This window comes from Pseudoroseomonas ludipueritiae (genome assembly GCF_014490445.1).
Taxonomy (GTDB): domain Bacteria; phylum Pseudomonadota; class Alphaproteobacteria; order Acetobacterales; family Acetobacteraceae; genus Pseudoroseomonas; species Pseudoroseomonas ludipueritiae.
Genome location: NZ_JACTUZ010000002.1, coordinates 96,358 through 119,317, shown reverse-complemented (window position 1 = coordinate 119,317; position 22,960 = coordinate 96,358). Strand labels below are relative to the sequence as shown.

The 22,960-nt window shown below is 67.2% G+C and carries 20 protein-coding genes; 6 read left to right on the top strand and 14 right to left on the bottom strand.

Going from position 1 to position 22,960, the window contains the following annotated elements:
* The coding region (locus tag IBL25_RS01685) for an ATP-binding protein (RefSeq protein WP_187776817.1) at positions 1-3,645 on the bottom strand (3,645 nt) is incomplete at its 3' end.
* 335 nt (positions 3,646-3,980) lie between these two features.
* Positions 3,981-5,429 (bottom strand): MFS transporter, encoded by a 1,449-nt coding sequence (locus tag IBL25_RS01680; protein WP_187776816.1) that lies wholly within the window; start codon positions 5,427-5,429, stop codon positions 3,981-3,983.
* A gap of 424 nt (positions 5,430-5,853) precedes the next feature.
* On the opposite strand from IBL25_RS01680, the gene IBL25_RS01675 reads away from it, so the two are divergent.
* Together IBL25_RS01675 and IBL25_RS01670 are read left to right on the top strand one after the other, a co-directional pair.
* Complete coding sequence (locus tag IBL25_RS01675; RefSeq protein WP_238940137.1) at positions 5,854-7,170, top strand: DUF1835 domain-containing protein; 1,317 nt, start codon at positions 5,854-5,856, stop codon at positions 7,168-7,170.
* A 117-nt stretch (positions 7,171-7,287) separates the two neighbouring features.
* A complete protein-coding gene (locus IBL25_RS01670) occupies positions 7,288-7,569 on the top strand; it encodes a hypothetical protein (protein WP_187776815.1) in 282 nt (93 codons plus the stop codon).
* Here the strand turns inward: IBL25_RS01670 and IBL25_RS01665 are convergent.
* The 10 genes from IBL25_RS01665 to IBL25_RS26625 all read right to left on the bottom strand — a co-directional run bounded on the left by IBL25_RS01665 (position 7,566) and on the right by IBL25_RS26625 (position 16,500).
* Positions 7,566-7,805 carry a hypothetical protein gene (locus IBL25_RS01665; protein ID WP_187776814.1) on the bottom strand — a complete coding sequence of 80 codons (240 nt, stop codon included), beginning with the start codon at positions 7,803-7,805 and terminating at the stop codon, positions 7,566-7,568. The genes IBL25_RS01670 and IBL25_RS01665 overlap by 4 nt on opposite strands.
* A 26-nt stretch (positions 7,806-7,831) precedes the next feature.
* Complete coding sequence (locus tag IBL25_RS01660) at positions 7,832-8,227, bottom strand: response regulator (protein ID WP_187776813.1); 396 nt, start codon at positions 8,225-8,227, stop codon at positions 7,832-7,834.
* 65 nt (positions 8,228-8,292) lie between these two features.
* Complete coding sequence (locus IBL25_RS01655; RefSeq protein WP_187776812.1) at positions 8,293-8,835, bottom strand: Chromate resistance protein ChrB; 543 nt, start codon at positions 8,833-8,835, stop codon at positions 8,293-8,295.
* A gap of 313 nt (positions 8,836-9,148) precedes the next feature.
* Complete coding sequence (locus IBL25_RS01650) at positions 9,149-10,147, bottom strand: Bug family tripartite tricarboxylate transporter substrate binding protein (protein ID WP_187776811.1); 999 nt, start codon at positions 10,145-10,147, stop codon at positions 9,149-9,151.
* A gap of 397 nt (positions 10,148-10,544) precedes the next feature.
* On the bottom strand, positions 10,545-11,690 hold the full coding sequence (locus IBL25_RS01645; protein WP_187776810.1) for an extracellular catalytic domain type 1 short-chain-length polyhydroxyalkanoate depolymerase: 1,146 nt from the start codon (positions 11,688-11,690) through the stop codon (positions 10,545-10,547).
* A 310-nt stretch (positions 11,691-12,000) separates the two neighbouring features.
* The gene (locus tag IBL25_RS01640) at positions 12,001-12,801 is read right to left on the bottom strand and encodes an SDR family NAD(P)-dependent oxidoreductase (RefSeq protein ID WP_187776809.1); all 801 of its coding nucleotides are present in this window, start codon (positions 12,799-12,801) and stop codon (positions 12,001-12,003) included.
* A gap of 189 nt (positions 12,802-12,990) precedes the next feature.
* A complete protein-coding gene (locus IBL25_RS01635; RefSeq protein ID WP_367615525.1) occupies positions 12,991-13,395 on the bottom strand; it encodes a cupin domain-containing protein in 405 nt (134 codons plus the stop codon).
* A 683-nt stretch (positions 13,396-14,078) separates the two neighbouring features.
* The gene (locus IBL25_RS01630) at positions 14,079-14,972 is read right to left on the bottom strand and encodes a phytanoyl-CoA dioxygenase family protein (protein ID WP_187776807.1); all 894 of its coding nucleotides are present in this window, start codon (positions 14,970-14,972) and stop codon (positions 14,079-14,081) included.
* Between the two features lie 128 nt (positions 14,973-15,100).
* Positions 15,101-16,042, bottom strand: a complete 942-nt coding sequence (locus IBL25_RS01625) for an acyltransferase family protein (protein WP_187776806.1) — start codon at positions 16,040-16,042, stop codon at positions 15,101-15,103.
* Between the two features lie 212 nt (positions 16,043-16,254).
* Positions 16,255-16,500, bottom strand: coding sequence for a sulfite exporter TauE/SafE family protein (locus tag IBL25_RS26625; RefSeq protein WP_202986635.1), 246 nt, complete (start codon positions 16,498-16,500; stop codon positions 16,255-16,257).
* Positions 16,501-16,669: 169 nt separating this feature from the next.
* Here IBL25_RS26625 and IBL25_RS01615 point away from each other — a divergent pair, with 169 nt between their 5' ends.
* Both IBL25_RS01615 and IBL25_RS01610 read left to right on the top strand, forming a co-directional pair.
* Positions 16,670-17,089 carry a hypothetical protein gene (locus tag IBL25_RS01615; RefSeq protein WP_202986634.1) on the top strand — a complete coding sequence of 140 codons (420 nt, stop codon included), beginning with the start codon at positions 16,670-16,672 and terminating at the stop codon, positions 17,087-17,089.
* A complete protein-coding gene (locus IBL25_RS01610; protein WP_187776804.1) occupies positions 17,090-18,343 on the top strand; it encodes an MFS transporter in 1,254 nt (417 codons plus the stop codon).
* Between the two features lie 72 nt (positions 18,344-18,415).
* Here the strand turns inward: IBL25_RS01610 and IBL25_RS01605 are convergent, their stop codons facing one another.
* Positions 18,416-18,979 carry a hypothetical protein gene (locus IBL25_RS01605; RefSeq protein WP_187776803.1) on the bottom strand — a complete coding sequence of 188 codons (564 nt, stop codon included), beginning with the start codon at positions 18,977-18,979 and terminating at the stop codon, positions 18,416-18,418.
* A 153-nt stretch (positions 18,980-19,132) separates the two neighbouring features.
* Positions 19,133-20,008, bottom strand: coding sequence for a glutathione-dependent disulfide-bond oxidoreductase (gene yghU / locus IBL25_RS01600; RefSeq protein ID WP_187776802.1), 876 nt, complete (start codon positions 20,006-20,008; stop codon positions 19,133-19,135).
* 160 nt (positions 20,009-20,168) lie between these two features.
* Between yghU and IBL25_RS01595 the strand changes: the two genes are divergently transcribed.
* Positions 20,169-21,104 (top strand): glycine/sarcosine/betaine reductase selenoprotein B family protein, encoded by a 936-nt coding sequence (locus IBL25_RS01595; protein ID WP_187776801.1) that lies wholly within the window; start codon positions 20,169-20,171, stop codon positions 21,102-21,104.
* A gap of 114 nt (positions 21,105-21,218) precedes the next feature.
* Complete coding sequence (ggt, locus tag IBL25_RS01590) at positions 21,219-22,826, top strand: gamma-glutamyltransferase (RefSeq protein WP_187776800.1); 1,608 nt, start codon at positions 21,219-21,221, stop codon at positions 22,824-22,826.
* Positions 22,827-22,960 lie beyond the last annotated feature (134 nt).

Here is a 22,960-nt window from a genome sequence, read left to right as displayed (position 1 = left end):
GTGGAAGCGCGCCGCCCATTCCTGCGCCAGCGCCTCCACCTGCACCAGCCCATGCTCGCGCGCCGCGCGGATCGCGGCCTCGAAGTGCCGCATCGCCGGCAGGTCCTGGCCCCGCAGGGCGGCCACGGCGCCATCCACCAGCGCCGCACGCGCCGCGAAGCCGGCGGGGCCATGCTCCGCCCATACATGCAACTGCCGGCAGTGGCGTTGCAATACGGCACCGGGCTCTGTCTCCCCCGCCGCCTCCTCCGTGGCGGCCAGGGCCAGGGCGGCGTGGAAGTGGTATTCGGCCATCTCGAAATGGCCGGCGCTGGTCCAGATCAGGGGCTCCGCCCTGGCCGCCGCCGCGAGGGCCGCGGCAAAGTCGGCGTGGTAGACCGCGGCCTGCAACCGGCGGATCCAGTGCCAGCAGGCGGCGATGGCCAGGCCGGGTTCCGCCTGCAGGCGCGCCTCGAAGCCGGCATCCTCCAGTTCCGATGGCAGGCCGCGCAGGCGCCGCAGCAGGCCGAGCTGGCTGGTGATGATATCGGCGATCAGGCCGAAGCGGATCTCCCGCATCAGCCGCAGTTTCACTTCCGCCTCCGCCTGCACCTCGCTCAGGGGCGCGCCGGTGGCGATCAGGCTGGTGACCAGCGTGCAAGCGCAGAAGCCGCAATAGGTCAGGTCGCCGACCTCCGAGGCGATGTCGAAGGCACGCCGCAGCAGCGGCAGGGACTGCGCCATTGGCCGCGTCCAGGGCGCGACATGGTAGGCGAAGGCCATGTGGACACGGGCCTCGTAACGCGGCGCCGGCCGCTGCCGCACCAGCTCGTAGCCCAGGCGGCCGAAGGCGAAGCCGGCATGGTAGTCGCCGAAATAGGGCCCCAGCACCATGCCGAGATAGGCATAGCCCAGGGCCGAGGCATCGCAATTGCCTTCCCGCAGGCTGATCCGGGCCATGCGGCACAGGATCAGGCAGACCAGGTTCTCATCGCTGAAGAAGGCGGGCGGCAGGGCGGCGGCCAGGACGTCCAGGATGGCCCGGGCCTCGGGGGAAGCGCAGGCGGGCAGCCCGGCCAGATCGGCCACCGGCCGGTCCCCGAGCATGGCCAGCAGGGCGCGGTATTCCTCCCAGGGCGCCTCGGGGCCGGGATGCGGGCTCCAGTCGATGCCAGCCTCGCGCAGGAAGGCGAGGCAGGTCCTGATCGCTTCATCGCTGCGGTCGCGCGCCGTGTGCAGCGTGACGAGCTGGGCGGCGACGATGGCGCGGTCCAGCACGCCCTGGGCAAGGCCCGTCAGTTTTTCCAGCCGCCTTTCCGCCGCGGCCTGGCCGCCCTTCAGGAACAGGCACTCGGCGGCATGGAATTCGAGCTCGAAGCCGAGGCGGCCGGCATCCCGCCCCCCCAGCAGGTCGAGCCCTGCCTCGAAATAGCCGAGGGCTGCCTCGAAGGCGGTGGTGGCGCGGGCGCGTCGGCCGGCCCGCAGGTTCAGCGTGGCGACCTGCTCCCGCTCCGCCGGGTCGTCGATCAGCGACACGGCGCGGTTGTACTGGCCGACCACCTCGAAAACCGCGCCTTCGTCCGGATCAGCCGGCAAGGCCAGGGCCAGCCGCCGGGCGATGCCCAGGTGCCTGGCCGCACGCTCTCCCGCCGGCGTCAGGGCATAGGCGGCCTCCTGGATGCGGTCGTGCGGGAAGCCGAAGCGCTCCGCCATTTGCGTGACCAGGCCGGCGGCGGCGGCAAGCTGCAGACCTTCCCGCACTTCCCCGCGCGCCGCGCCATGCGCCAGGGCCAGCCGGTCCTCCGCCACCATGCCGCCCAGGCAGGCGAGGGTGGCCAGCAGGGCCCGCGGCGCCTCCGGCAGGCGGACCAGGCGCTCGCCCATCAGGTCCACCACATTCTCGGTGACGCCCCTGGCATCGACACGGTCGATCCGCCAGCGCCAGCCCGGCGCCGCATGGTCGAACTGCAGCGCCTTCTCCTCCACCAGGCTGGTCATGAACTGGCCAACAAAGAAGGGATTGCCGCCGGTCTTGGCGCTGATGGCATCGCTCAGCGGCAGCACGGCGGCGGGGGTGCTGTGCAGCGCGTCCGCGATGAACTGCCGCAGCTCCGCCGCCGGCAGCGGCGCCAGCACCAGATCCTCCACCGCCATGCCCGCCTGCCGGATGGCGGCCAGGCCTTCCGCCACGGGGTGCCCGGGCGGGACTTCAGCGTCCCGATAGGCGCCGATGAGCAGAAGGTGGCGGGGACAGTCCTCCGCCAGCGCGCGCAACAGGGCCAGGCTTTCGCCATCCAGCCATTGCAGGTCGTCCAGGAACAGCACCAGCGGGTGCGTCTTCTGCGCCAGGACGCCGAGAAAGGCGCGGAAGACACGCTGGAAGCGCAGCCGCTCCTCCGCCGGCGGCAGTGGCTCGACCGGCGGCTGCTCGCCGATCAGCCGTGCCAGTTCCGGCATCAGGTTGGTCAGCAGGCGGCCATTGCGGCCCAGCGCGCCTCGTAGCAGGTTCCGCCATTCAGCCTGATCGGCCGCGCCACTGCCGAGCAGGCGGACCATGACGCGCTGGAAAGCCTGCCCAATCGCCGCATAGGGGATGGCGTGGCGGTATTGCTCGCATTTCCCTGCGGCGAGGATGCCGCGCACGGGCAGCAGCGCCGCCCGCAGCTCCTGCACCAGCGCCGATTTGCCGATGCCGGCCGGGCCCGACACCAGCAGCATGCGCGGCGGCCCATGCTCCACCACCGCGCCCAGCGCGGCATTCAGCACGGCCAGTTCCCGTTCCCGCCCATAGAGCCGCTCAGGTACCAGCAGGCGGTCCGGCACGTCGGTCTGGCCGAGGGGAAAGGCCGCGACCGGCTCCTCCGCCGCCAGGCAGCGGCGCAGGTCGGCTTCCAGCCCGCCGGCGGTCTGATACCGGTCCTCCGCGGCCTTGCAGAGGAGCTTCATGATGATGGCAGCCAAAGCGGGGGCGCGCGACACGATGGGGTCCGGCAGCGGCAAGGGCGGCCGTGCAACATGGCAATGGACCCATTCCATCGGCGAGCGAGCCTCAAAGGGAAGCCGGCCGCTGAGGAGTTCATAAAGCGTGACGCCAAGAGCGTAGAGGTCGCTGCGGGTGCCGATCGAACGGTTCATCCGGCCGGTCTGCTCCGGCGCCATATAGGCGAGGGATGTCTCGATCAGTGCCGGTGCGACCAGTTGCTGGCGGGCATGGTTCAGGTCCGAGGCGATGCCGAAACCGGTCAGCCGCACGTCCCCCGCCGCATTGGCCAGGAGATGGCCAGGCTTGATGTCCCGATGGATCAGGCCGCTGCTGTGCATCTGCCGGAGGGCCGCCGCGGCGCTGGCGGCGATGCGCAGAAAACGGCCCAGTGGCAGCGGACCGGTGGCCGCCGGATTGAGAGGGTCGCCACCGGCATCGGCCAGCACGAGCGCGGGCTGGCGGTCCAGGATGATGCTTTGCAAGGGCCGTGCTGACCAGTCTGACGACAGGCGATCCGTCAGCTCAAACTCGTGGCGGATCCTGCGTTCCACGAAGGCGTCAGCGCCTTCTGCCGCTGGTGCCAGAACCAGGACCTTGCCCTGCTGGCCAAGGATGCCGGAGCGGAACAGCACAAGGCCGCCATCGGACCGCAAAGGCTGGAAGCTATCCCGGTCAAGCTGCATCAACGGCTGCCCCTGCAAGGGGGCAGACGCTGGCACGCCAGGCCTGATGATGGCGAACCGGGAGCCAGCCCCTCATCATGACCGCCGCACCACGCACCTCCAGCCATAGCTTTTGCTCCCCGGCCGAGGCCATGCCGCCCGCCATCCCTGCCGCGCCCGGATGACACAACGCATGGCCTGTGAGGCCTTGTGCCGCCTCCTGGGTACAGAATTTTGCTGATCTCCAGAAAGGCCATGGCGACATAGCCCGCCCGCGCGGAAAACTGAATCGTCATCAGCCGCCCGCATTGCCACCCAGCAACAGGGCACGGGCCGCGGACCCAACCCAGGCGCGTCTAGATTCGCCGCAGCGGCAGGGTCCATGCGAACAGCGCGTTCATGACCGCGAAGGCTGCCACGACGATGAAGGCGACGCTGAAGCCAGAGTCAATCCGGGCCGCCGTCGTGGCACGTATCGCATCCGGCAAGCCGGCCAGGGCAGCGGGGCCGTGCTGAACCATCTGGGCGAAGACCGCGGCGGTTGCGCCATCCTGGCTCAGGATCGCGAACAAGGCGCCGATCACAAGCGTGACGCCCACGGCCGATCCAACCGATCGCGACAGCTGCACCGAGGCTGCCGCCGCTCCCAGCATGGCGGGCGGCGCCAGCGCCTGAGCCGTGACCTGCGCCACCGGCATCGCCGAGCCCTGGAACACCGCGACAAGGGCAAGCATCGCCGGCAAGCCCCAGGGGCCTAGCGCGGCTCCGACCTGGTGGTGCCCGAAGGCCACCAGCAACAGGCCCAGCGCTGCCGCCGTCTGTCCGATCGCGGGGAAGATCGCCAGGCGTCCGGTGCGGGTCACCAGCCATCCGGTTACCAGCGAGCCCATCCCAACCGTTGCCGTCAGCGGCAGCATCAGCAGGCCAATCCGGGCCGCCGAAGCGCCGTCCACCGCCTGCAGGTGGATCGGCAGCAGTGTCACCTCGCTGACCAGCAGAGCGCCGGAGCAGGCGGCCATGGCATTGGCGCGCCACATGGCAGGGCGCCGCAGCATCTCCAGCGGGAACAGGGGCTGCGCCGCCCGCCGCTCGAACCGGAGGAGGAGCACCAGGCAGGGCAGCGACACGCCAAGGCTGGCCACAATACCCAGCAGCATGGCAGCGTCGAGGCGCTGCATCTGTTCCAGCGCCAGCAGCAGCGGCACCACGAAGCCGGCGAACAGCAGTAGGCCTGCCCAGTCGAAGCCGCCCCGCTTGCCCCTGGCGGCATGGGCCGGCAGGCGCAGCACCAGCAGCATGGCCACTGCGCCCAGCGGCAGGTTGATGAGGAACACCGAGGGCCAGCCGAAGAACTGCGTCAGCACCCCGCCCGCGACGGGGCCGAAGGTGGAGGAGGCCACGATCACCGCGGCCAGGATGCCCTGCGCGCGGCCGAGCTGGCGCCGCGGCACGTTCTCGCCGAGCAGCGCCTGGGACAGCACCATCAGCCCCCCGCCGCCGAAGCCTTGCAGGACCCGCGCCGCCGTCAGCGACAGGATACCTTGCGCCAAGGCGCATAGCACCGAGGCCACCACGAACAGCACCAGCGCCACGAGCAGCAGGCGCCGCCGTCCGAAAGCATCGCCCAGCCGCCCATATACCGGGGCCGCCACGGTGCTGGCCAGGAGGTAGGATGCCACCACCCAGGATAACCGCTCCACTTCGCCGAAGGCTCCGGCCATGGCGGGAAGGGCTGCCGCCACGATGGTACCGTCCACCACGGCGAGAAAGATGGGCAGCAGGATCGGCGGGAAGATCCGCCACAAGGAAGGCGATGGCGCCTCCCCAACGGAGCCTGGCGATTCGGGAACAGCGTCGGGCGTCATCACGGCAAGGTGGACCAGACCCGAGATTCTGGCCAGCGGCCGGGCTTGGCCCTTCGGCTGTATACAATGATCGCGTCACTGCTCCGAAGCAGCCAAGCCACACCTTTCCTGCGGTTCAGCAGCATAATCATCCTCGGCCGGCGCGCTCCGGTGAGGATCTGCCACAATCCGGGGCGAGCGTGGCTGTCACCCGGAGCGGACCTTCTTGACAGCTCCCCGTTGTTTGGTGATTTGGTCGGAGGGCTTGATCGGAGCCTCCGTGTCCGCGGAAAGGGCTGCGCCCACGCTCATGAAGAGTGGTACGGCTATCTACCCACCCTTTCCTGTCTGATCGGCGGACGCAGACACGAGGAAGGGGCCTACCTTGTCCGATCCGTCCATCCCTGAGCCTGCGGCGCAACGCGCCGCATCTCCGTTCCGCCTGAACCTTGAGCAGCAGCGCAAGCGCGCCAAAGAACTGCTCAAAGGGCTGCGAGCCGGTGAGGCCGAGGCCCTGCGCCGCTTCCGAAGCCACCATCCCCGATGGTCGGACCTTCAGGGCACGCCGCCAGGTGGAGCCGTGCCGCTCAGCGAGGCGCAACTCGTTGTCGCACGCGAGCTGGGCCTGCCGAGCTGGTCCCGCCTCAAGGCGCATATCGCCGCCATGGATCGAAGCTGGGCCCTGATCCAGGGTGGCGATCTCGCGCCGGACCGCGATATGACCACCCTTCATATCCGCTGCGGCTCCGATATCGGGCAGGGCCTGAAACAAGCAGGCTTCGCAGGGGATTTCCTCGAATACTCCGATCCGCTCTGCCAGGGCCCGGTCAGGAACGACGCAAACTGGCAGGAAGAGCGAGCAGGCTTCATCTCACGCGCCTACGGTGCGGGGGCCGGCATGGACCTTGTGACAATCGCCGCCAAACTGAGGCATGCGGAGGAAGGGTTGTGCTCCTCGGCGGAGCGCTATGAGCGCATCATCCTGTGGTTCGAGCACGACACTTACGACCAGCTCATTTTGGCTCGATGCCTCGCGGCATTCGCAGAGCGGCGGCCACTCCGCCTGGAACTGATTTCGCCCGCGCGCTTCCCAGGTGGCATGCGCTTCATCGGCCTTGGGCAGCTACCACCGGAAGCACTCCACCTTCTCTGGGCGGAACGGATGCCGGTCCCGGCCGAGGCGCTGGCAACAGGCCGGTCGGTGTGGGACGCGCTGCGTGAGCCCGATCCGACGACGCTCGCCACATTGGGCGCGCGTGGTACGGCTGGCATTCCGCAGCTCGGCGAAGCGGTGCTGCGACACTGCCGGGAACTCCCGTGGACAAGGGATGGGCTGAGCCTGACCCAGCGCCTGATCCTCGGCCTGCTTGCCGAGTGCGCGCGGACGGCCGGTCAGGTATTCAGCGCCCTGATGTTGGAGCGCGAGCCGCTCCCCTGGATGACGGACCTGATCTTCCACGACGTCCTGGAGAATATGCGGCAGGTCGAGCGCCCCGTCTTCACCGGCGCCTTTGAGGCCGAGGAGCGAAGCTGGGCCAAGGAGGTCCTGACGATCACCGCCCTGGGCCGTGCTGTGCTGGCCGGGGAGGTGGACTGGTTGTCCCTGGCGCCTTCTGCCCGCTGGGTAGGTGGCGTGCTGATTCCTGGTTCGGCGCCCTGTTGGCGTTGGAACGAGGGTAGCACCGCGGTGGCGCGCTGCTGATCCAAAGCAGCGGGCGGGAAGCTGCAACCGCTTTCCATCGATGATGCTGAAAAAATGGGTTGAGGCTTCAGAGCGGCGCTGATCCTGTCTTTCCAGACAGCGGAGAGCACAGCGGTGATGGCCGAACGGCAGGTCCGGCGAGAGGCATTGTTCTACGGCTTCAATCTGGAGGAGCATGTGTCCGCCGATGGCCTGCTGCGCCACTCGGCGCCGCTCTGCTGCCGCCGGAGAATGGCTGGGATGCCCGGCGCAGATCCGGCCTTTGATCTGGCGCTGGCGTTCGATGACCGCCTTCGCTTCCGGAGCCTTTCCTGCTTGGGCCAGAGCATGAGCAGATTGCCCGCTGGATGCAGCCATGATTTCCGGCATAGTCATCTTAGCGCCATCGGCCCGATCTAGCGCCGTCCTGCTCCTTTAGAGTTCGGGCCGAAGGCCTGCCACCAGGGCATGGGCGCAATCTTAGAGCCGAGCATGTCGGCCAGCCGATCTGCCTCATCGAGCGCAGCCTCGATGTGGTTCAGAAGCAGGATGGTGGGGCCGGCATCGGGGTGGCGGATCAGTGCTGCTGCCTGCAACCTGAGATTTTCAAGTTCTTCGCGCGCCACCAAGAGCGTGAATGTGTTGATCTGCTCCATGCCCACACCCTGAGATGGGTCCACCTCTACAATGGCTTCAAGCAGGCTTCTACCATCCGTAATAGATCTTCGAGACGGAAGGGCTTGACCAACACCCCATCGCCGGGGCCTGGATGCTTGGAAATCCTCGAAGCCGTCACGCAATCCCCTGTCATGAAGATGACCTTCAAGGCAGGAATGATGCTATAGGCTTTCGTCGCCAGCTGTTGCCCATTGAAGCTGCCCAGCAGATGCATATCGGTGATCAGAACATCGATGCCCGGGTCTGCATGCAGTAGATCCATCGCCACATCGGCATTCTCGGCCTCGATGGCAAAATGCCCCGCACCGTCCAAGGCTTCCGCGATCACTATGCGGATGAATGGCTCATCATCAACGACCAGAACGGTTGCTGCCGGTGGCTTAGAGAATAATGCAGACATGGCGTCCGTAAACTTTCAGGAACACCGCACGACAACCGCGGCCGCGTCATCCATGGTGGCAGCCTCTACCGGTTCTCGTCATGCGCATCGAAGACCTGCCGGGCATAGGCATCGAGCAGCGCCTCGCAGGCGCGCAGGCGCTCCGTCGCCTCGGCAGCGAGGGGAGCGCCGTAGAAGTCGAGCCTGGTGATCTTGGCAAGCCAGCCGCGAAGCTTCTTGAGGTCAACTTCGTTCTCCTCCAGCTCGGCGTAGCTGAACTTGTTCGCCGCCCTCTCCTTGGCGATCTCGGCTTCCATATCGCCGCACTTTTCGAGGAACTCGCGGTATGCCTCATTCCGATCGGCCCGGAAGCGGGCGAGCACCTTTTCCTCCTGCGTCCGGTCCAACGCGGTTGTTTCCAGGATCACTGCCTCGCCGCCTGCCTCGGAGACGTCGTTCTCCAGCATCTTCAGGCGCCGCACATGCTCCTCGGTCCTGGGCAACAGGCAAAGGCCGCTTTGCAGATAGACGGCGCCCATGCCCTTGAGCTTTCGCCATACCGCGATGCGCGGTGGGGCAGGCTCAGAGGGCACCTTGTAGGTGAAGAGCAGCCAGCCAGAAGCAACCATGGAACGTGTCTAGATGATACAGCCGTATCATATCAAGAGTTCATCCACGTTGAACCGTGCTGCACAGGAGCTGAGGAGGAGGTCCCTGGGGAGTTCGGCAGCAGCGCCAGCCATCCATCATTGGGACGAGGGGCGTGGCGACAGGGTGTGATCGCGCCAGTTGCTGGCCCGGGCCGCTGAGGCGGCTGGCTTGGCCGGAAAGAGGGCGTCTTCCGGGTGCCCGCCCCGTCCGGAGGCAGGCATGAAGGCGGTCCGCTTGGCTCATTCCCTGGGAGCGGTCTGGCCGGAAGCGGCCAGACCGCTTCGGGCCGTCCTAGTCCAGCTTGAGACCGATGCGCTGGACGATGTTCCGGTAGAGCGCGAATTCGCGGTCCAGGAAGGCGCTGGTGGAGGCGGGGGTGCTGTCCAGCACGGGGGTGGTGCCGGTGCTTTCCAGCCGCTCGCGCACGCGGGGCTCGGCAAGTGCCGCATTGGCGGCCTTGCTTAGCGCGCCGGCGATGTCGTCCGGCATGCCCTTAGGGCCGACCATCACCGTCCAGGTGGTCAGCTCGTAATCCGGCAGCACCGCTTCCGCGACGGTCGGCACGTCCGGGAAGTTGGGGTCGCGCTGGCGGGTGGTGACGGCCAGCAACCGCAGCGCGCCGTCGCGCACTTGGCCGACAACGGAGCCGAGCTGGTCCACGGCGTAGAGCGTCTCTCCCTTGATCAGGGACTCCGCGGTCTGTGAGCCGCCGCGATAAGGGATGTGCTGCGCGCTGGTGCCGGCAAGATTCGCCAGGTAGTCGGCGCCGAGATGAGCCACGCCCCCGACGCCGGAGCTGGCATAGGCGATCCGCCCCGGCTGGGCGCGCAGCCGGTCGACCAGCTGTTGCAGCGTGGTGATGCCGGAGTGAGCCGGCACCACGACGCCGAGCGGACTGGTGCCGACGACCGTGATCGGCGTGAAGTCCTCCGTGGGGTGGTAGCGCGCGGCGCTGGCGCCGGAGGCAGGCGCGACGGCAAGGGTGGAAGCGGAGCCCACCAGCAGCGTATAGCCGTCCGGACGGGAGCGGCGGACGTAATCCGCCCCGATCGCACTGCCGCCGCCCGGGCGGTTCTCCACCAGGGCACGCCCCTCGGCGGTGAGAAGCGGGCCGATGCGATCCGCCAGGAGGCGGCCGGCGAGGTCGTTCGCACCGCCGGGGGCGAAGGGAACAATGACGGTGATAGGCCGGTCCGGAAACGCGGCCAGCGCCGGGCGGGCAAGGGCAAGCCCGGTGGCGGTGAGGGCAAGGGTGGCGGTTCGGCTGCCAAAATGGCGTCGAGTCAGCATGGATACGTCTCCTCCCCGGCCTCTCGCGGGCCGATCCGGGAGACAGTCTGCCCAAACCAGGGCGCAGCGTCACCGCCGCAGTTCCCCTGTCCTCGCCCTACCGCGGTGATCGGCCCGGTGTCTGCGCGTTCTGGCCAGGGTCGGCGGTGCCAGAGCAGCCGCAGGAAGGGCGGGTGCTTTATGCAGTTTACGAAGCACCCGGCGTTCCCGATGCGGCGGGGTCGGAGAGGGGCCGTCCGGCATCGGGGTTCCTCCCCTGGCGCCGGAACTCTACATCACTGCGGCGGGCGGCTCTCCTTGTCAGAGCTGTTGGGGCGTGACGTGATCCTTGGCTTCCCGCGAAAGGTGCCGATGTTCGTGCAACATCATCAGGACTTGGCCACAGCGCCCGAAAGCATCAGCCTTTCATCAGCCCTGCCGCACGCAAAGCTTTTGTGATCACGGCTCCCGGGCCTTCGGCAGACACGAGGTCCGACCAATCCCGCGTCCCCGCCGGCGTGGCCTGCCTGGGAGGCTCTGGCGCGCCAGGCGGAATCACTTCCATGTCGGGCAAAGCAGGGCCCTCTGCTTCCAGCCCCCAGAACTCCAGGATGGCATGGGTGGACGACAGTCCTACATCCAGCAGATAGGGTCCGGCCCGTCCACAACATCCCGCTTCCCGTCCCGGGGCAAGCGGAACTCCATGGCCAAGGCCAGGCACACGGTGCAAAGCGACCTGTACCTGCCCATCATTCCTGGCCCAGCGCGTGATGGAATGTCCTGCCGCGCCCCGGCTCTGCTGAGGTGCCACTCCTGCCAGCCCGTGGAGGTCGAGCCACTGCTTCACACTTTCCTGTGCATTGTCAGGGTGGACCGTGCTGTCCGCATCTCCATGCCACACCGCGACGCGAGGCCAGGGCCCGGAATGCCGGCTCGCCGCGCGCACCGCGTCACCCCGTAGCTTCCCGGTCAGGTTGCCCGGCCGCGACATCGCCTTCAGCGCCTCGCCCACACCGTGTGCCACGCCGTAGGGCAGCCCCGCCACCAAAGCGCCTCCTGCGAAGACCTCGGGATAGGTCGCAAGCATGACTGCCGTCATGGCACCGCCGGCCGAAAGCCCGCTGATGAAGACGCGGGCCGGGTCCAGCCCGTCATCTTGCACCATTCGCGCGACCATCTGCTGGATGGAAAGCGCCTCACCCGCACCACGCCTGGTGTCGCCGGGCTCGAACCAGTTGAAGCAGAGATGCGCATTATTGGACCGGCGCTGCTCTGGCATCAGCAGGGCGAACCCGCAGCGATCCGCCATGTCGGACCAGCCACACCCGAGGTCATAGCCACCCGCGGTCTGCGTGCATCCGTGCAGGGCGACCACCAGAGGCGCGCCCTGCGGCAGACCCGGCGGCACATAGGCCAACATCCGCAACTCGCCTGGATTCGACCCGAAGCCGGTGATCTCAACCAGCCGGCCATCGCCGGAAGGCGCTGTGCCGGCCCTGCTTGACGCGCGCTGCCGCAGACGCTGGAAGCGGATGAGCGCGCTAAGGTCTAGCTTGGAAGTCATGGTTGCCCCTTTGGCAGCGCAGGCTGTGGGCCGTTGCGTTATGCCGCAATGCAACATGGTGTGGGGCAGAAGCTATTGCAGGGGCAGAGCACGATAATAACGCCGCGCCCGGCACGATGGGCGACGAGCTGCCACCAGGGGTGGTTCTGCGGCTGGAAAGACGCACCTCCTGGACGCCGCTCCATATCGGGAGCGGACATGACGGCTGTTTGCTTGACCGAAGAGCCAAGGTGCGGTCCAGCCGAAGGCTGCCAGTCCTTTCCAGGGCCCGTGGACAACAGGCGCCGGCTCTCCACCCGGAGTGCGGAACTCAGTAGTTGATGGCCCCGCGCAGGCCGCCACCCACATCGATCGCGACACCGTTGACCGTGACAGAGCGGGGAGAAGCCAGGAAGGCAATCACCTGGGCCACATCCTCCGCAGTGGGGAGGCGGCCCATCAGCACATTCGCTGCCAGGGAGGCTTCCACTTCGCCCAAGCTGCGGCCTTCCACCTGGGCGCGGGACTTGAGCATGGCGTCCACTTTCTCCGTACGGGTCAGGCCCGGGTGTACCGTGGTGACCGCGATGCCGGTGCCCGCCAGCTCATCGGCCAGGTTCTTCGCCAAGGCAACCACGGCGACGTTGCGGATGGCACCCACCACATCGCCGGTCCGGCGCGCGCCCAGCCCGCTGACATTGATGATGCGGCCCCATCCGGCCCGGCGCATCAAAGGCAGCAGGGCGCGGGCACACCGCAGGTAGCCCATGACCTTGGTGTCCATGTGCGACGCCAGGGAGGCCCATTCCGCCTCGGAGGGCGCGGGCACCGCTTTCTGCCCGGCTGGCTCGGCGGCGCAATTGACCAGGATGTGGGCGCCGCCCATTTCACGCTCCACGGCGACCGCCATGATAGCCACTGCCGCATCATCCGTGGTGTCCGCTGCCAAGCCCAGGGTGCGGCGGCCTGTCATGCGGGCGATGTCATCGGCCACCCGGGCGGCTTCGTCGGCATGGCGCGACACCAGGGCCACGTCGGCCCCCTCCCGCGCGAGCAGCCGCGCGGCCGCCAGCCCGATGCCGCGCGTCCCTCCGGTGATCACCGCCACCTTGCCCTCGAGTTCCAGATCCATGCATCGGGTTCCAACTGTTGGCGCGGGGAAGCTCACCGCCATGACGATGAGCCCTGGCGCGACAGGTTCGAAGATGCGGCAAGGGCCGGCGGCGGCGCTGGTGACCGGTTGCGGCACCTTCAGATCGGCAGACCAGCCACAGGCCTAGGATGAACAAGCCGATCTGAGTGCCTGGGCCCGCCTCGCCAACTATGGCACGGGATGCACATCGCCACTCTGCTGAGGCGGCAGCTTGATGGCCAGAGATCGGAAGCGGCCGGCCGAGGCCCTGGAACCAGCATGCGGAGTACCCTTGGGGATCACGATCAGATCCCCTGCCTTCACCTGTTGCTCCTTGTCGCCCAGCCAGAATGACCCCGCGCCAGCCAGGATGAGCTGGATCTCGTTGGCATCTGCGTGGAAGTGCTTCACCACATTGCCGCTCTGGACCGCGACTGTGCCCTCCGGCAGCGCCACCAGGGTCCGGGAGCGCAGATCGGCATTGGGAGCCAGCGGCCCTATCTCATCCTCGCTGAGCGTCAGAAGGTTCACGATCTGGGCGGTCAGTTGCGGTGGGGAGGACTGAGCCTCGGCCGAAGGGATGATGCGGGTCACCAGAACTCCAGCGGCGAAGGCTGCGGCAAGGCTGCCACACAGAACCGGAAGGCGCATGGGTTGTCCCCCAAGGATTATGCCGGAAGGATGAAGCTATGGACGAGGCAAGTGCAAGCAGGACATGAGTGCAAGTGCCCACACATCTGGTGCTCTGACTTTGTGCGGCGCACACCTAGCCTCGCCGAGATAAGCCAGCACCAGCGGATCGACGCCTGTTACCTTCGTCCGGCCGGTCTGGGTCTGCTTGTTCCCGCCCATGTCAGCCTTGGTCCGATCGGGTGTTGCCGCCGCCGTCGCGAGGACATGAGCGGAGCCTCCTTGAGCCCTAGATGAAGATCTGCTGGGTTATCTGGTTGTTTGGGCGAAGCTGCCTCAGCTCGGCAATGGTCACCTTGCGATGGACACGCCAGCGGCCGCGAAGATCCTCGCCAGAATTGTTGGCGAAGCCACACCAAGGGTCAGATCGATGGCCGGCATCTGCCGCACAGGCGTCGGGCACGAATGTAGCGCCCATTCAGCAGACCACCGAGCGCAATGGCCAAGACTTGTTGTGTGGACCGGGTGGCTCTGGATGCCTGCCTGGTATGTTGAACGCCCAGTTGCGGCTCTAACGGCCGGCCGAGCGTTAACAGGATCTGAGACGGGAAAGGAGTGAAGCGCGCTGCCACCGCTACAACGCGCGCTCAGGCAACAACCAAGCGGTTAACATACTTATCCAACTGTAGTCGGCCTGTGGGTTTGACGGGTTCGTACCGAAAGGCGAAGATCGGCAGCAGCGAATACTGCACCTGCAGAATCAGGCGCGGAGTTGCGCTGGGGGGCACGCCCATGTGGATGCCGTGCGTGTCCGCCATGAAGGTCGTGCCGGCTGGCCCGGTAACCATCTGGATCTTGTCCGCGCCATATGCCTGGACCAGGGCGTCTCGCTGGAACGGCTTGGCCCGCAAGGTCGCCGCCGTCCGATGAGAGCCGAGAACATAGGCGTGGGGACCTGATTCCGCGTCAACATCCGTGAGATAAACAAAAAGCTTCAGGAAACGCCAGTCATCGGGGTCACGATGGAAGAGCTGGGTTTCCGCAGGGCGTGCCGGAGAAGGGAAGGACCAGCGGACGCCGAGGCTCGAAAGTGTCGGCTTGCAACCGAGATACTCGGAAGCGATCTGCAGGACTGCCGGGTCGTTGATGGCGGCCATCAGCCCTGGGCAGGCGACGACCGAGGCAAGGGGATAGGAAGCCATCCGCGTGCCGGGTGGCAGATCTTCCAGCCGCACAAGGCGGCCGTCCGGTCCCACCACATTCTCGCCGCGCAGAAACTCCGTGATGCCTTTCACTCCGCCTGGAATGGCGAAGCGAGGCATCATCGCCAGTCCGTCGCGTTCCAGATCCTGGGCTGATCGGTGGGCGGCCGATGTGACCGGACCTTCGCTCCGCCCGTGCCGGAGCCTGATTGCGGCCGCGAGGCTGCGGCACACCAAGCGCCGGGGGCCACGCCAAGTCACAAGGCGCTGAGTGTAGTACATGGCCGCATTGCGGATGTTGAAGCCTGATCCGGGGCGGAGCTGGGCATATCCGATCATGATGGATCTCGCCTTCTCATTGAACGAACGGTGGATCGGTTGGGGGGATCTGGGTGAGGCACACTCGCTGAGAGGTAATGTGACGCATGAGATTACTGGGCCGGAGCAGCACTGATTCTGGGGTGCGATCAGTCGACATGGCGTTGTGCTCGCTTCCATCTGGGTGCCGGAGCCGGTGCTTCCAGAAACCGGTACATCAGCGCAGACACCACCAAGATCATCGTCATCACGAGAGGCAGCGCAATCAATGGTGCGCCGGCACCGAGGGCCACGATGAGGATGGGTAGGTGACCGAGATACAGGCTATAGGAGATCCGTCCCAGCCATCGCGGCAGCCGTGAATTGAGCGTGCGGGTGACCAGGTTGGACGAAAGGCAGAGGGAAACGACGAGGCATGCGCCGAGACCAACAGGGAAGTCGGCCCTCACTCGATCGAAGCTTGCAAGAAGAAATGCCGTGGCCTCGATGGCACCTGCCGCCTGACAAAGGACGAACAGGGCAGGAATGAACAATGCGACCCGCATCTCGTGAATCAATGTCCAAACCGCCAGATTCAGCGTCATGCCTTCAGGCTCGCCAGTCATCAGAAGGTGCGCTGGGAACGAGTAGGTCCCTGGCGTCAACAGCAGGCCGTTGAGCCAGTCGCTACTGACGGTTGACGGGACTGGATCTGCAGACTGGTAGGCCAATGCAGCCGCGCTGATGACCGCCGCGAAGGGCACATAGATGCGGTTGAAGCGCCTGAACAGGAAAGAGGTCCAGGAGATGCCGCCCCGGCCGTGCAAGCTCGCGAACAGCACAAAGCCGCTCAGCACGAAGAACATCATGACAGCTGCTTGGCCGCTGATCATCAGCCTGAGCGGCGTATAGCGCAGCCATTTCCATCGGCTGGTCCAGCCCTCCACATTGCCCAGGCCGGATACGCTCACGGCTTGCCGTATGGTTTCCGGAACCATCTGAACATAGTGGTTCAGCACCACGCAAAGTGCGGCCATTCCATGCGACGCATCCAGTTGCTCGGTTCGGAATGAAACGGAACGATTGCGATTTCTTTCACCGATGGTGGTCACATCAGTCCCCTCCGGAGAACTTACACCAGCCGCAATTTTCTTAATTATATGTTAAAGTATCTTTTTTGATCATAGCACCGTAGCGCGATATCTCGTTTTGTCAATGCAACGCATAGGTTTCTGGCTCTTGATCGGGGACTGGGGCCGGGAGGTTGCCAGGCGAATGGCGGGGCGGTGAAGCGTCCGTAAAGGTCAAGGGCAGACCAGCCGCTTCAGCCGATGTAGAGGCCGATCACCAGGATCGGCGCGGCCGAGACAGAGGGCGCCCGCCGCGCGACACGGTTGAACAGGCCGGACCAGCGGCGCTCTGCATGGCGGATGCCGATAGTCTCCGCGACGCCGATCGAGACCATCACCACAGCGAGGCCGACAACGATCACAGCTGAAGCGAGCTGGAAGTACGGCTCGGATGTCTCGACATCGGAGCTGTTGGCGTAGTGCAGGCCGGGAAGGGCCACCGCCCCCGCGACCAGCGCATGGCAACGCCGCCGAAAGGCCGAGCAAGATGGCCCTGGGGCACGCTGCCCCAAATGGCGACGATGAAGGCGGTCGTCATGGACCTGGAATGGTCCGGCTCCAGCCCCTGCACGGCGCCGAGCGGGGTGGCGGAGGGAATGAAGAGCAGGCATGGTCCGCCCCTGCTGGAGCAGCTCAGAGAAGGCCACGGGCCGGCCTTCACTTCAGGGAAGCGCGGACGAGGTCGGGCAGTTGTTCGGCCGCGTCTTGGTTGAGAACGCCACAGTGCTTCTCTGGGTCGACCAGGTGACGGAGGGCGTGGTCCTCGACCGCCTTGGCCATCAGCCGGCTGTGGCGCCGCGCGCGGCGGCGATGCGTCGCATCACCCGTTTGCAGCCTGCCTCGCTCTCCATGGCGCGCTCGATCGCCTCCTGGCGCATGGCCCGCCCGCGCTTGGCAAGCCTGGGACTGCCGCGTCGCCGGCCCCGGTTGCTGAGGGGCGGCATCGGGGGGATGCTGGCGGGCGAGGGAGATCGTCATGACCGGAACAACAGCACTCACATGCGGCCGCGCTCGGGCGGGGGCCGCTGAATGACCGCTGCGCGTTGCGCCCGGACGCGCTCACCTTTTGCGATCCGCAGCTATCGCTTCCAGTGGTCGGCCGACCTGATGACCTCTTGGGCCTTCGAGATGGAGACCCTGATCCTCGGCTGGTACATTGTGGTGCAGACCAATTCCGTGCTGCTGGTGACGCTGTTCGGCTCGCTGCAGTTCCTGGGGACGCTGATCGCGCCCTTCTTCGGCTTGGCGGGTGACGCCCTCGGGCACCGCAACGTGATGTGCCTGATGCGTGCGGCCTACGCGCTGCTGGCGGCCATCCTGGCGGCGCTGGTGCTGACGGACATGCTGACACCGGTGCTGGCACTGGTCATCGCCGGAATCGCGGGGCTGATCCGCCCTTCCGATATGGGAATCCGCAACGTGCTGATCGGCGAGACCATGCCGGAGGACCGGCTGACCAGCGCCATCGGGCTGTCACGCATCACGTCGGATCTGGCGCGTGTCTGCGGCGCCCTAGCCGGGGCGAGCATCGTGGCCCTGCTTGGCATGGGGCAGGCTTATATCATGGTGGTGATCTTCTATGTGCTGGGCATGCTGCTGACGCTGGGCGTCACGGCGACGCGGGCGGCAGAGCGGGGGCCCGGGGCGGCGGCATCGCCCTCGCCGCTGCGTGGCCTGTGGGAGGCGGCGCAGACGGTGTGGCAGGCGCCGCCGCAACTCGCTGCGATGCTGATGGCCTTCCTGATCAACCTCACCGCCTATCCCTTCACGCTGGGCCTGCTGCCCTATGTGGCACGGGACGTATACGGCACCACCCAGGCGGGGCTGGGCTACCTGGTCGCGGCCGTCGCGGGGGGCGGCATCCTGGGCTCGCTCATGCTCAGCCGGATGGGGAGGGCGGCGCAGCCCGCGCGCATGATGCTGGTCTTCAGCGTGGTCTGGCACGGGCTGGTGATCCTGTTCGGCCAGATCGACAGCCTGGCCGGCGGGCTGCTGCTCTTGCCGCTGATCGGCGTCATGCAGATGCTGTGCCTGCTCCCCATGGCGGTGCTGCTGCTGCGCGGTGCGCCTCCGGCCTTGCGCGGCCGGATCATGGGCATGCGCACGCTGGCGGTCTATGGGCTGCCGATCGGGCTGCTCTGCTCCGGGCCTCTGATCGACCATCTGGGCTTTCCGGCGACCACGGCCATCTACGGCACGGTGGGCATCCTTGCCACGCTGCTGGTGCTGGGCGCCTGGCGCAGCCACCTCTGGCCGAGGCATGCGTCGGGGAACATCGGGTGAGAGGCATGCGGGCGTGGCCGCCGCAGAGGATGGCCACGCCGCACGCGGCAGCCCCGCCGTGACGAGGCAGGCTCAGGTCGGCACCGAATCCGGCGATACCGCCACGGACAACCTGAAGCCGCGCAGGAAGCTGGCCTCCTGCCCGGATGCATCGGCGGGCATCAGCACGACGGGAGAACTCTCCCCCATCTGCCCCAGCATCTCCGGCAGGCTGATGGCGGTGACCAGCCCTCTCACGGAGCGGATCTCCTCGTCCTCCTCCTGCGCGCCCGGGCCGAATGGCACCGTCGCGGTCCCCTGCGTCTCAGGTATGGCCGTGGGGCCGGGAGCAAGGCTGAAGAACCGGACGGTGAGCCCGCCCCGCTTCTTCTCGATGACCCATCCGCTGGCCCCGCGCGCACCGGATTCCCCCTGCCGTGGCGCTTCGAGCCAGAACAGCGGCGGCAGGGCCTCCAGCACGGCGGGCGAGCGCGATACCTCGGACAAGGCCAGCCCGCGTGCCAGGGCAGCGATGTCGTCATCGACCGCCAGGGCGGGCGCGCCCTCCGCGCGCAGGCGCCGCGCGGCGCGCCGGATGTCCACCGGGGCCTGCTCGCCCAGCATGGCGGCCAGCAGGCTGCCCCCAGGGAAGCTCAACCTTGGAATCTCCTGCATCCTGCGCCTCCTCCATCAGGCCCAGTGATGCCCGAAAGCGCGGGGCGGCGCCAACTGGCTGCTGCGATCGGCGGCGGCTGGCCCGCCGTGAAGGAGCCTCACGCCAGCATGCCAGGAGCCCGCCGCCCCGCTCCTCTACTTCGGCGGCGCGCCGGCCGGGCCGGGGACTGCCGCGAAGTCGCTGGCATAGTGCCTTTCGCGGAGCTGGCGCGACGGGTCGCCGCTGACCCGGTTCACCATGGCGCCGCGTTGCACCGCGGGCCTGGACCCGACCTGCGCCGTCCAGCGCTGGAGGTTGCGGTAATCCTGCACCTGGAGGAACTCACCGGCGCCATAAAGTTCGCCGCGGGCGAGCAGGCCATACCAGGGCCAGATCGCCATGTCCGCGACGGTGAATTCCGGGCCCGCGACATATTCGCTGACCGCCAGGCGCTGGTCGAGAACATCGAGCTGCCGCTTGGCTTCCATGGCGAAGCGGTCGATCGGATATTCCAGCTTCTCGGGCGCATAGGCATAGAAATGCCCGAAGCCGCCGCCGAGAAACGGGCCGCTCCCCACCTGCCAGAACAACCAGGACAGGCATTCCGCCCGGGCCGCGCCCTCCCGCGGCAGAAAGGCGCCGAATTTCTCCGCGAGATAGACCAAGATGGCACCGGATTCGAAGACGCGCACCGGCTCCGGGCCGCTGCGGTCCATGAGGGCAGGGATCTTGGAATTGGGGTTCACCTCCACGAAGCCGCTGCCGAACTGGTCGCCCTTGCCGATCTCGATCAGCCAGGCGTCGTACTCCGCGCCGCTGTGGCCTGCCGCCAGCAGCTCTTCCAGCATGATGGTGACCTTCACACCGTTCGGGGTGCCCAGCGAGTAGAGCTGCAGCGGATGCCGCCCGACCGGCAGGACCTTCTCATGCCTCGCACCGGCCGTGGGGCGGTTGATGCTGGCGAAGGCCCCGCCGTTCTTTCCATCCCAGGTCCAGACCTTGGGTGGGGAGTAGCTGGAGGCGTTGTCCATCGTGTTTCTCCGATTGCCCTGCCGACCTATGTCAGATGCCAGGCCGGCTGGCACAACCCACCCGGCGGCGCGGCGGCCGCCGAATAAGCGACATCTCACCTGTGCAGCCTGGCCTCACCGGGTCATCCTGACCCTGGCGAGCCAGAAGGAGGAGGGAGGAATGTCCATGGAGATCGACGCGGTGCTGGGCTTCGCGCCTGACCATGACAGCCCGGTGCCCTATATGAAGCGCACGCGGGACTACTACCAGGCATTGGGCCATGCACCCTACCGCTGGGCGCATTATGCCGAGGTGCCGTTCCAGCCCCTCCGCAAGCCTCTGGCCCAGAGCCGCGTCGCGCTGATCACCACTGCCGCGCCCTACGATCCCTCCAGGGGAGAGCAGGGGCCGGGCGCGGCCTACAATGCTTCAGCCAAGTTCTACCAGGTGTATTCTGGCGCCAGCGCGGCGGACCATGACCTGCGGATCTCGCACATCGCCTACGACCGCAAGCACAGCCCCGCGACCGACCCGAATGCCTGGTTCCCGCTGCCCGCGCTCCGCCGCGCCGTCGCCGCAGGGCGGATCGGTGCCTTGACGCCGCGCTTCCATGGCGCGCCCACCAACCGCAGCCAGCGCCACACGGTGGAGGCCGATGCCCCGGAACTGCTGCGCCGGCTACAGGAGGATGCGGCGGAGGCGGCGATCCTCGTGCCCAACTGTCCCGTCTGTCATCAGACCTGCAGCCTCCTCGCACGGCATCTGGAGGCGCATGGCATCCCGACCGTGGTGATGGGCTGCGCCAAGGACATCGTCGAACATTGCGGCGTGCCGCGCTTCCTGTTCAGCGACTTTCCGCTCGGCAACGGCGCGGGCCTGCCACACGATGCCGCGAGCCAGGACGCCACGCTGGAACTGGCCCTGCGCGTGCTGGAGATGGCGCCCGCGCCGCGCACCACCGTGCAGTCGCCCCAACGCTGGCCGGCGGACCCGGATTGGAAGCTCGACTACTCCAATATCGAGCGCATCCCGCCCGCGGAGATAGCGCGGCTGCGGCAGGAATTCCTGCGTCAGAAGGAGATCGCCAAGAGCCTGCGCACTCAGACACCGGCCTGAGCATGGAAAGGACGAGTGGCGTCAGGAATGATGTGCACCGCCGGCGGCTGGAGGCCCGTGATCGAGGCATCTGGTATCGCACTGGCGTGATGACAGCAGCAGGGGAGCAAGCGGATGCGAGGCATCGTGGTGGCAGCCCAGCCGGAAGCGGCGGAAGCAGGCGTCGAAGTTCTTCGGCGGGGCGGCAATGCGGTGGATGCCGCCATCGCCTGTGCTTTCAGCCAGGGCGTGGTGGACCCGCAGATGTGTGGCCTCGGCGGCTTCGGCGCCATGCAGATCTGCATGCCCAGGCGGGGCGTTCACACGGTGCTGGAATTCTTCGCGCGCGCGCCGCTTTCCGCGAAGGCGGAGATGTGGGCGGACAGGTTCATCGGCCAGTCGCGCGACGGATTCGTCTTCCTGCTCAAGGACCAGTGCAACGATATCGGCTACGGTTCCATCGGCACGCCCGGCAATGTGGCGGGCTATGCCGAGGCACTCTCGCGCTTCGGCACCATGCCGCTGCGCGATGTGGTGGCGCCCGCCATCGCGCAATCCCGCCGCGGCGTCTTGGTGCGCCCTTATGTCCATTACTACTGGACTATCGACCATGGGAATGACGGGCAGGTCAATGTCGAGGACAAGCTGCGCTTCAGCGAAACCGGCCGTCAGGTGTACTTCCGCCCCGATGGCAGGTTGAAGCGCCCCGGCGACATCCTGCACAACCCGGAGATGACGCGCACGCTGGAGCGCATCGCCGAAGGCGGGGCCGAGGCTTTCTACCGGGGCGACATCGCGCGGGAGATGGCGGCCGACATGGAAGCGCGGGGCGGGGGCATCACCCTGGAGGATCTGGCCGCCTATCGCGTGCGGGAGAAGGCGCCGTGCTGGGGGCAGTATCGCGGGCTGCGCGTCGCATCCAACCCGCCGCCGGCGGGCGGAGGCTCGTTGATCGAGCTGTTGCATATCATGGAGCAGTTCGACCTTGGCACGCTGGAGCACAACGGCGTCGGGCATCTGCGCATCCTGGCGGAAGCCATGAAATGGATGACCATCGACAAGGACGCTCATATGGGCGACCCGGATTTCGTGGATGTGCCGCTGGATCGGCTGATCTCGGCCGCGCACGCCGCCAACCTGGCCGACCGCATCCGCGCCGGCGAGAAGGCTGCCGTGCCGCGCGCCGGGGAACCCAGGGACCCGCCCGACACCACCGTGGTCTGCGTCGTGGATGCCGAGGGCAACGCGGTTTCCATGACGCATACGCTGGGTATTCCCTCCGGCGTCATCACGCCGGGGTTGGGCTTCATGTATAATGGATGCATGAGCGGCTTCGATCCGCGCCCAGGCCGTGCCGCCTCCATTGCCCCCGGCAAGAGCCGGGGCAGCGCCATGGCACCAACCATCCTCTTCCGGGGCGAAGAGCCCTGCATGGTGCTGGCCGCGCCCGGCGGCACCTACATCGTCCCGGCTCTGGCGCAGGCCATCAGCAATGTGGTCGATTTCGGCATGAGCGTGGCAGAGGCTGTGGCCGCGCCGCGCATCGTCGCGCTCAGCGACACCATCGATGTCTCCAACCGCATTCCGCATGGCGTGACCGAGGCACTGGCGGCGCAGGGCTATCCGATCGCGCGCTCCTACCAGAGCTTCGCCTTCGGCGCGCCGCATGGCCTCGCCATCGGGAACGGCACCTGGCACGGCGGCGCCGATCCGCAACGGGATGGCATGGCGCTCCGGGCCTGAAGGCACGGCCGAGAGTGCCAGCGGTGGCTCCTTCGGCGGCACGAAGGCGCCTGTCCCCATACTGGTGCTGTGCGCTTCCTTACGCCAGACTGCCGCCTGCCTGTGAACGGGCGCTCATCTCTGCAGGGAGGCAG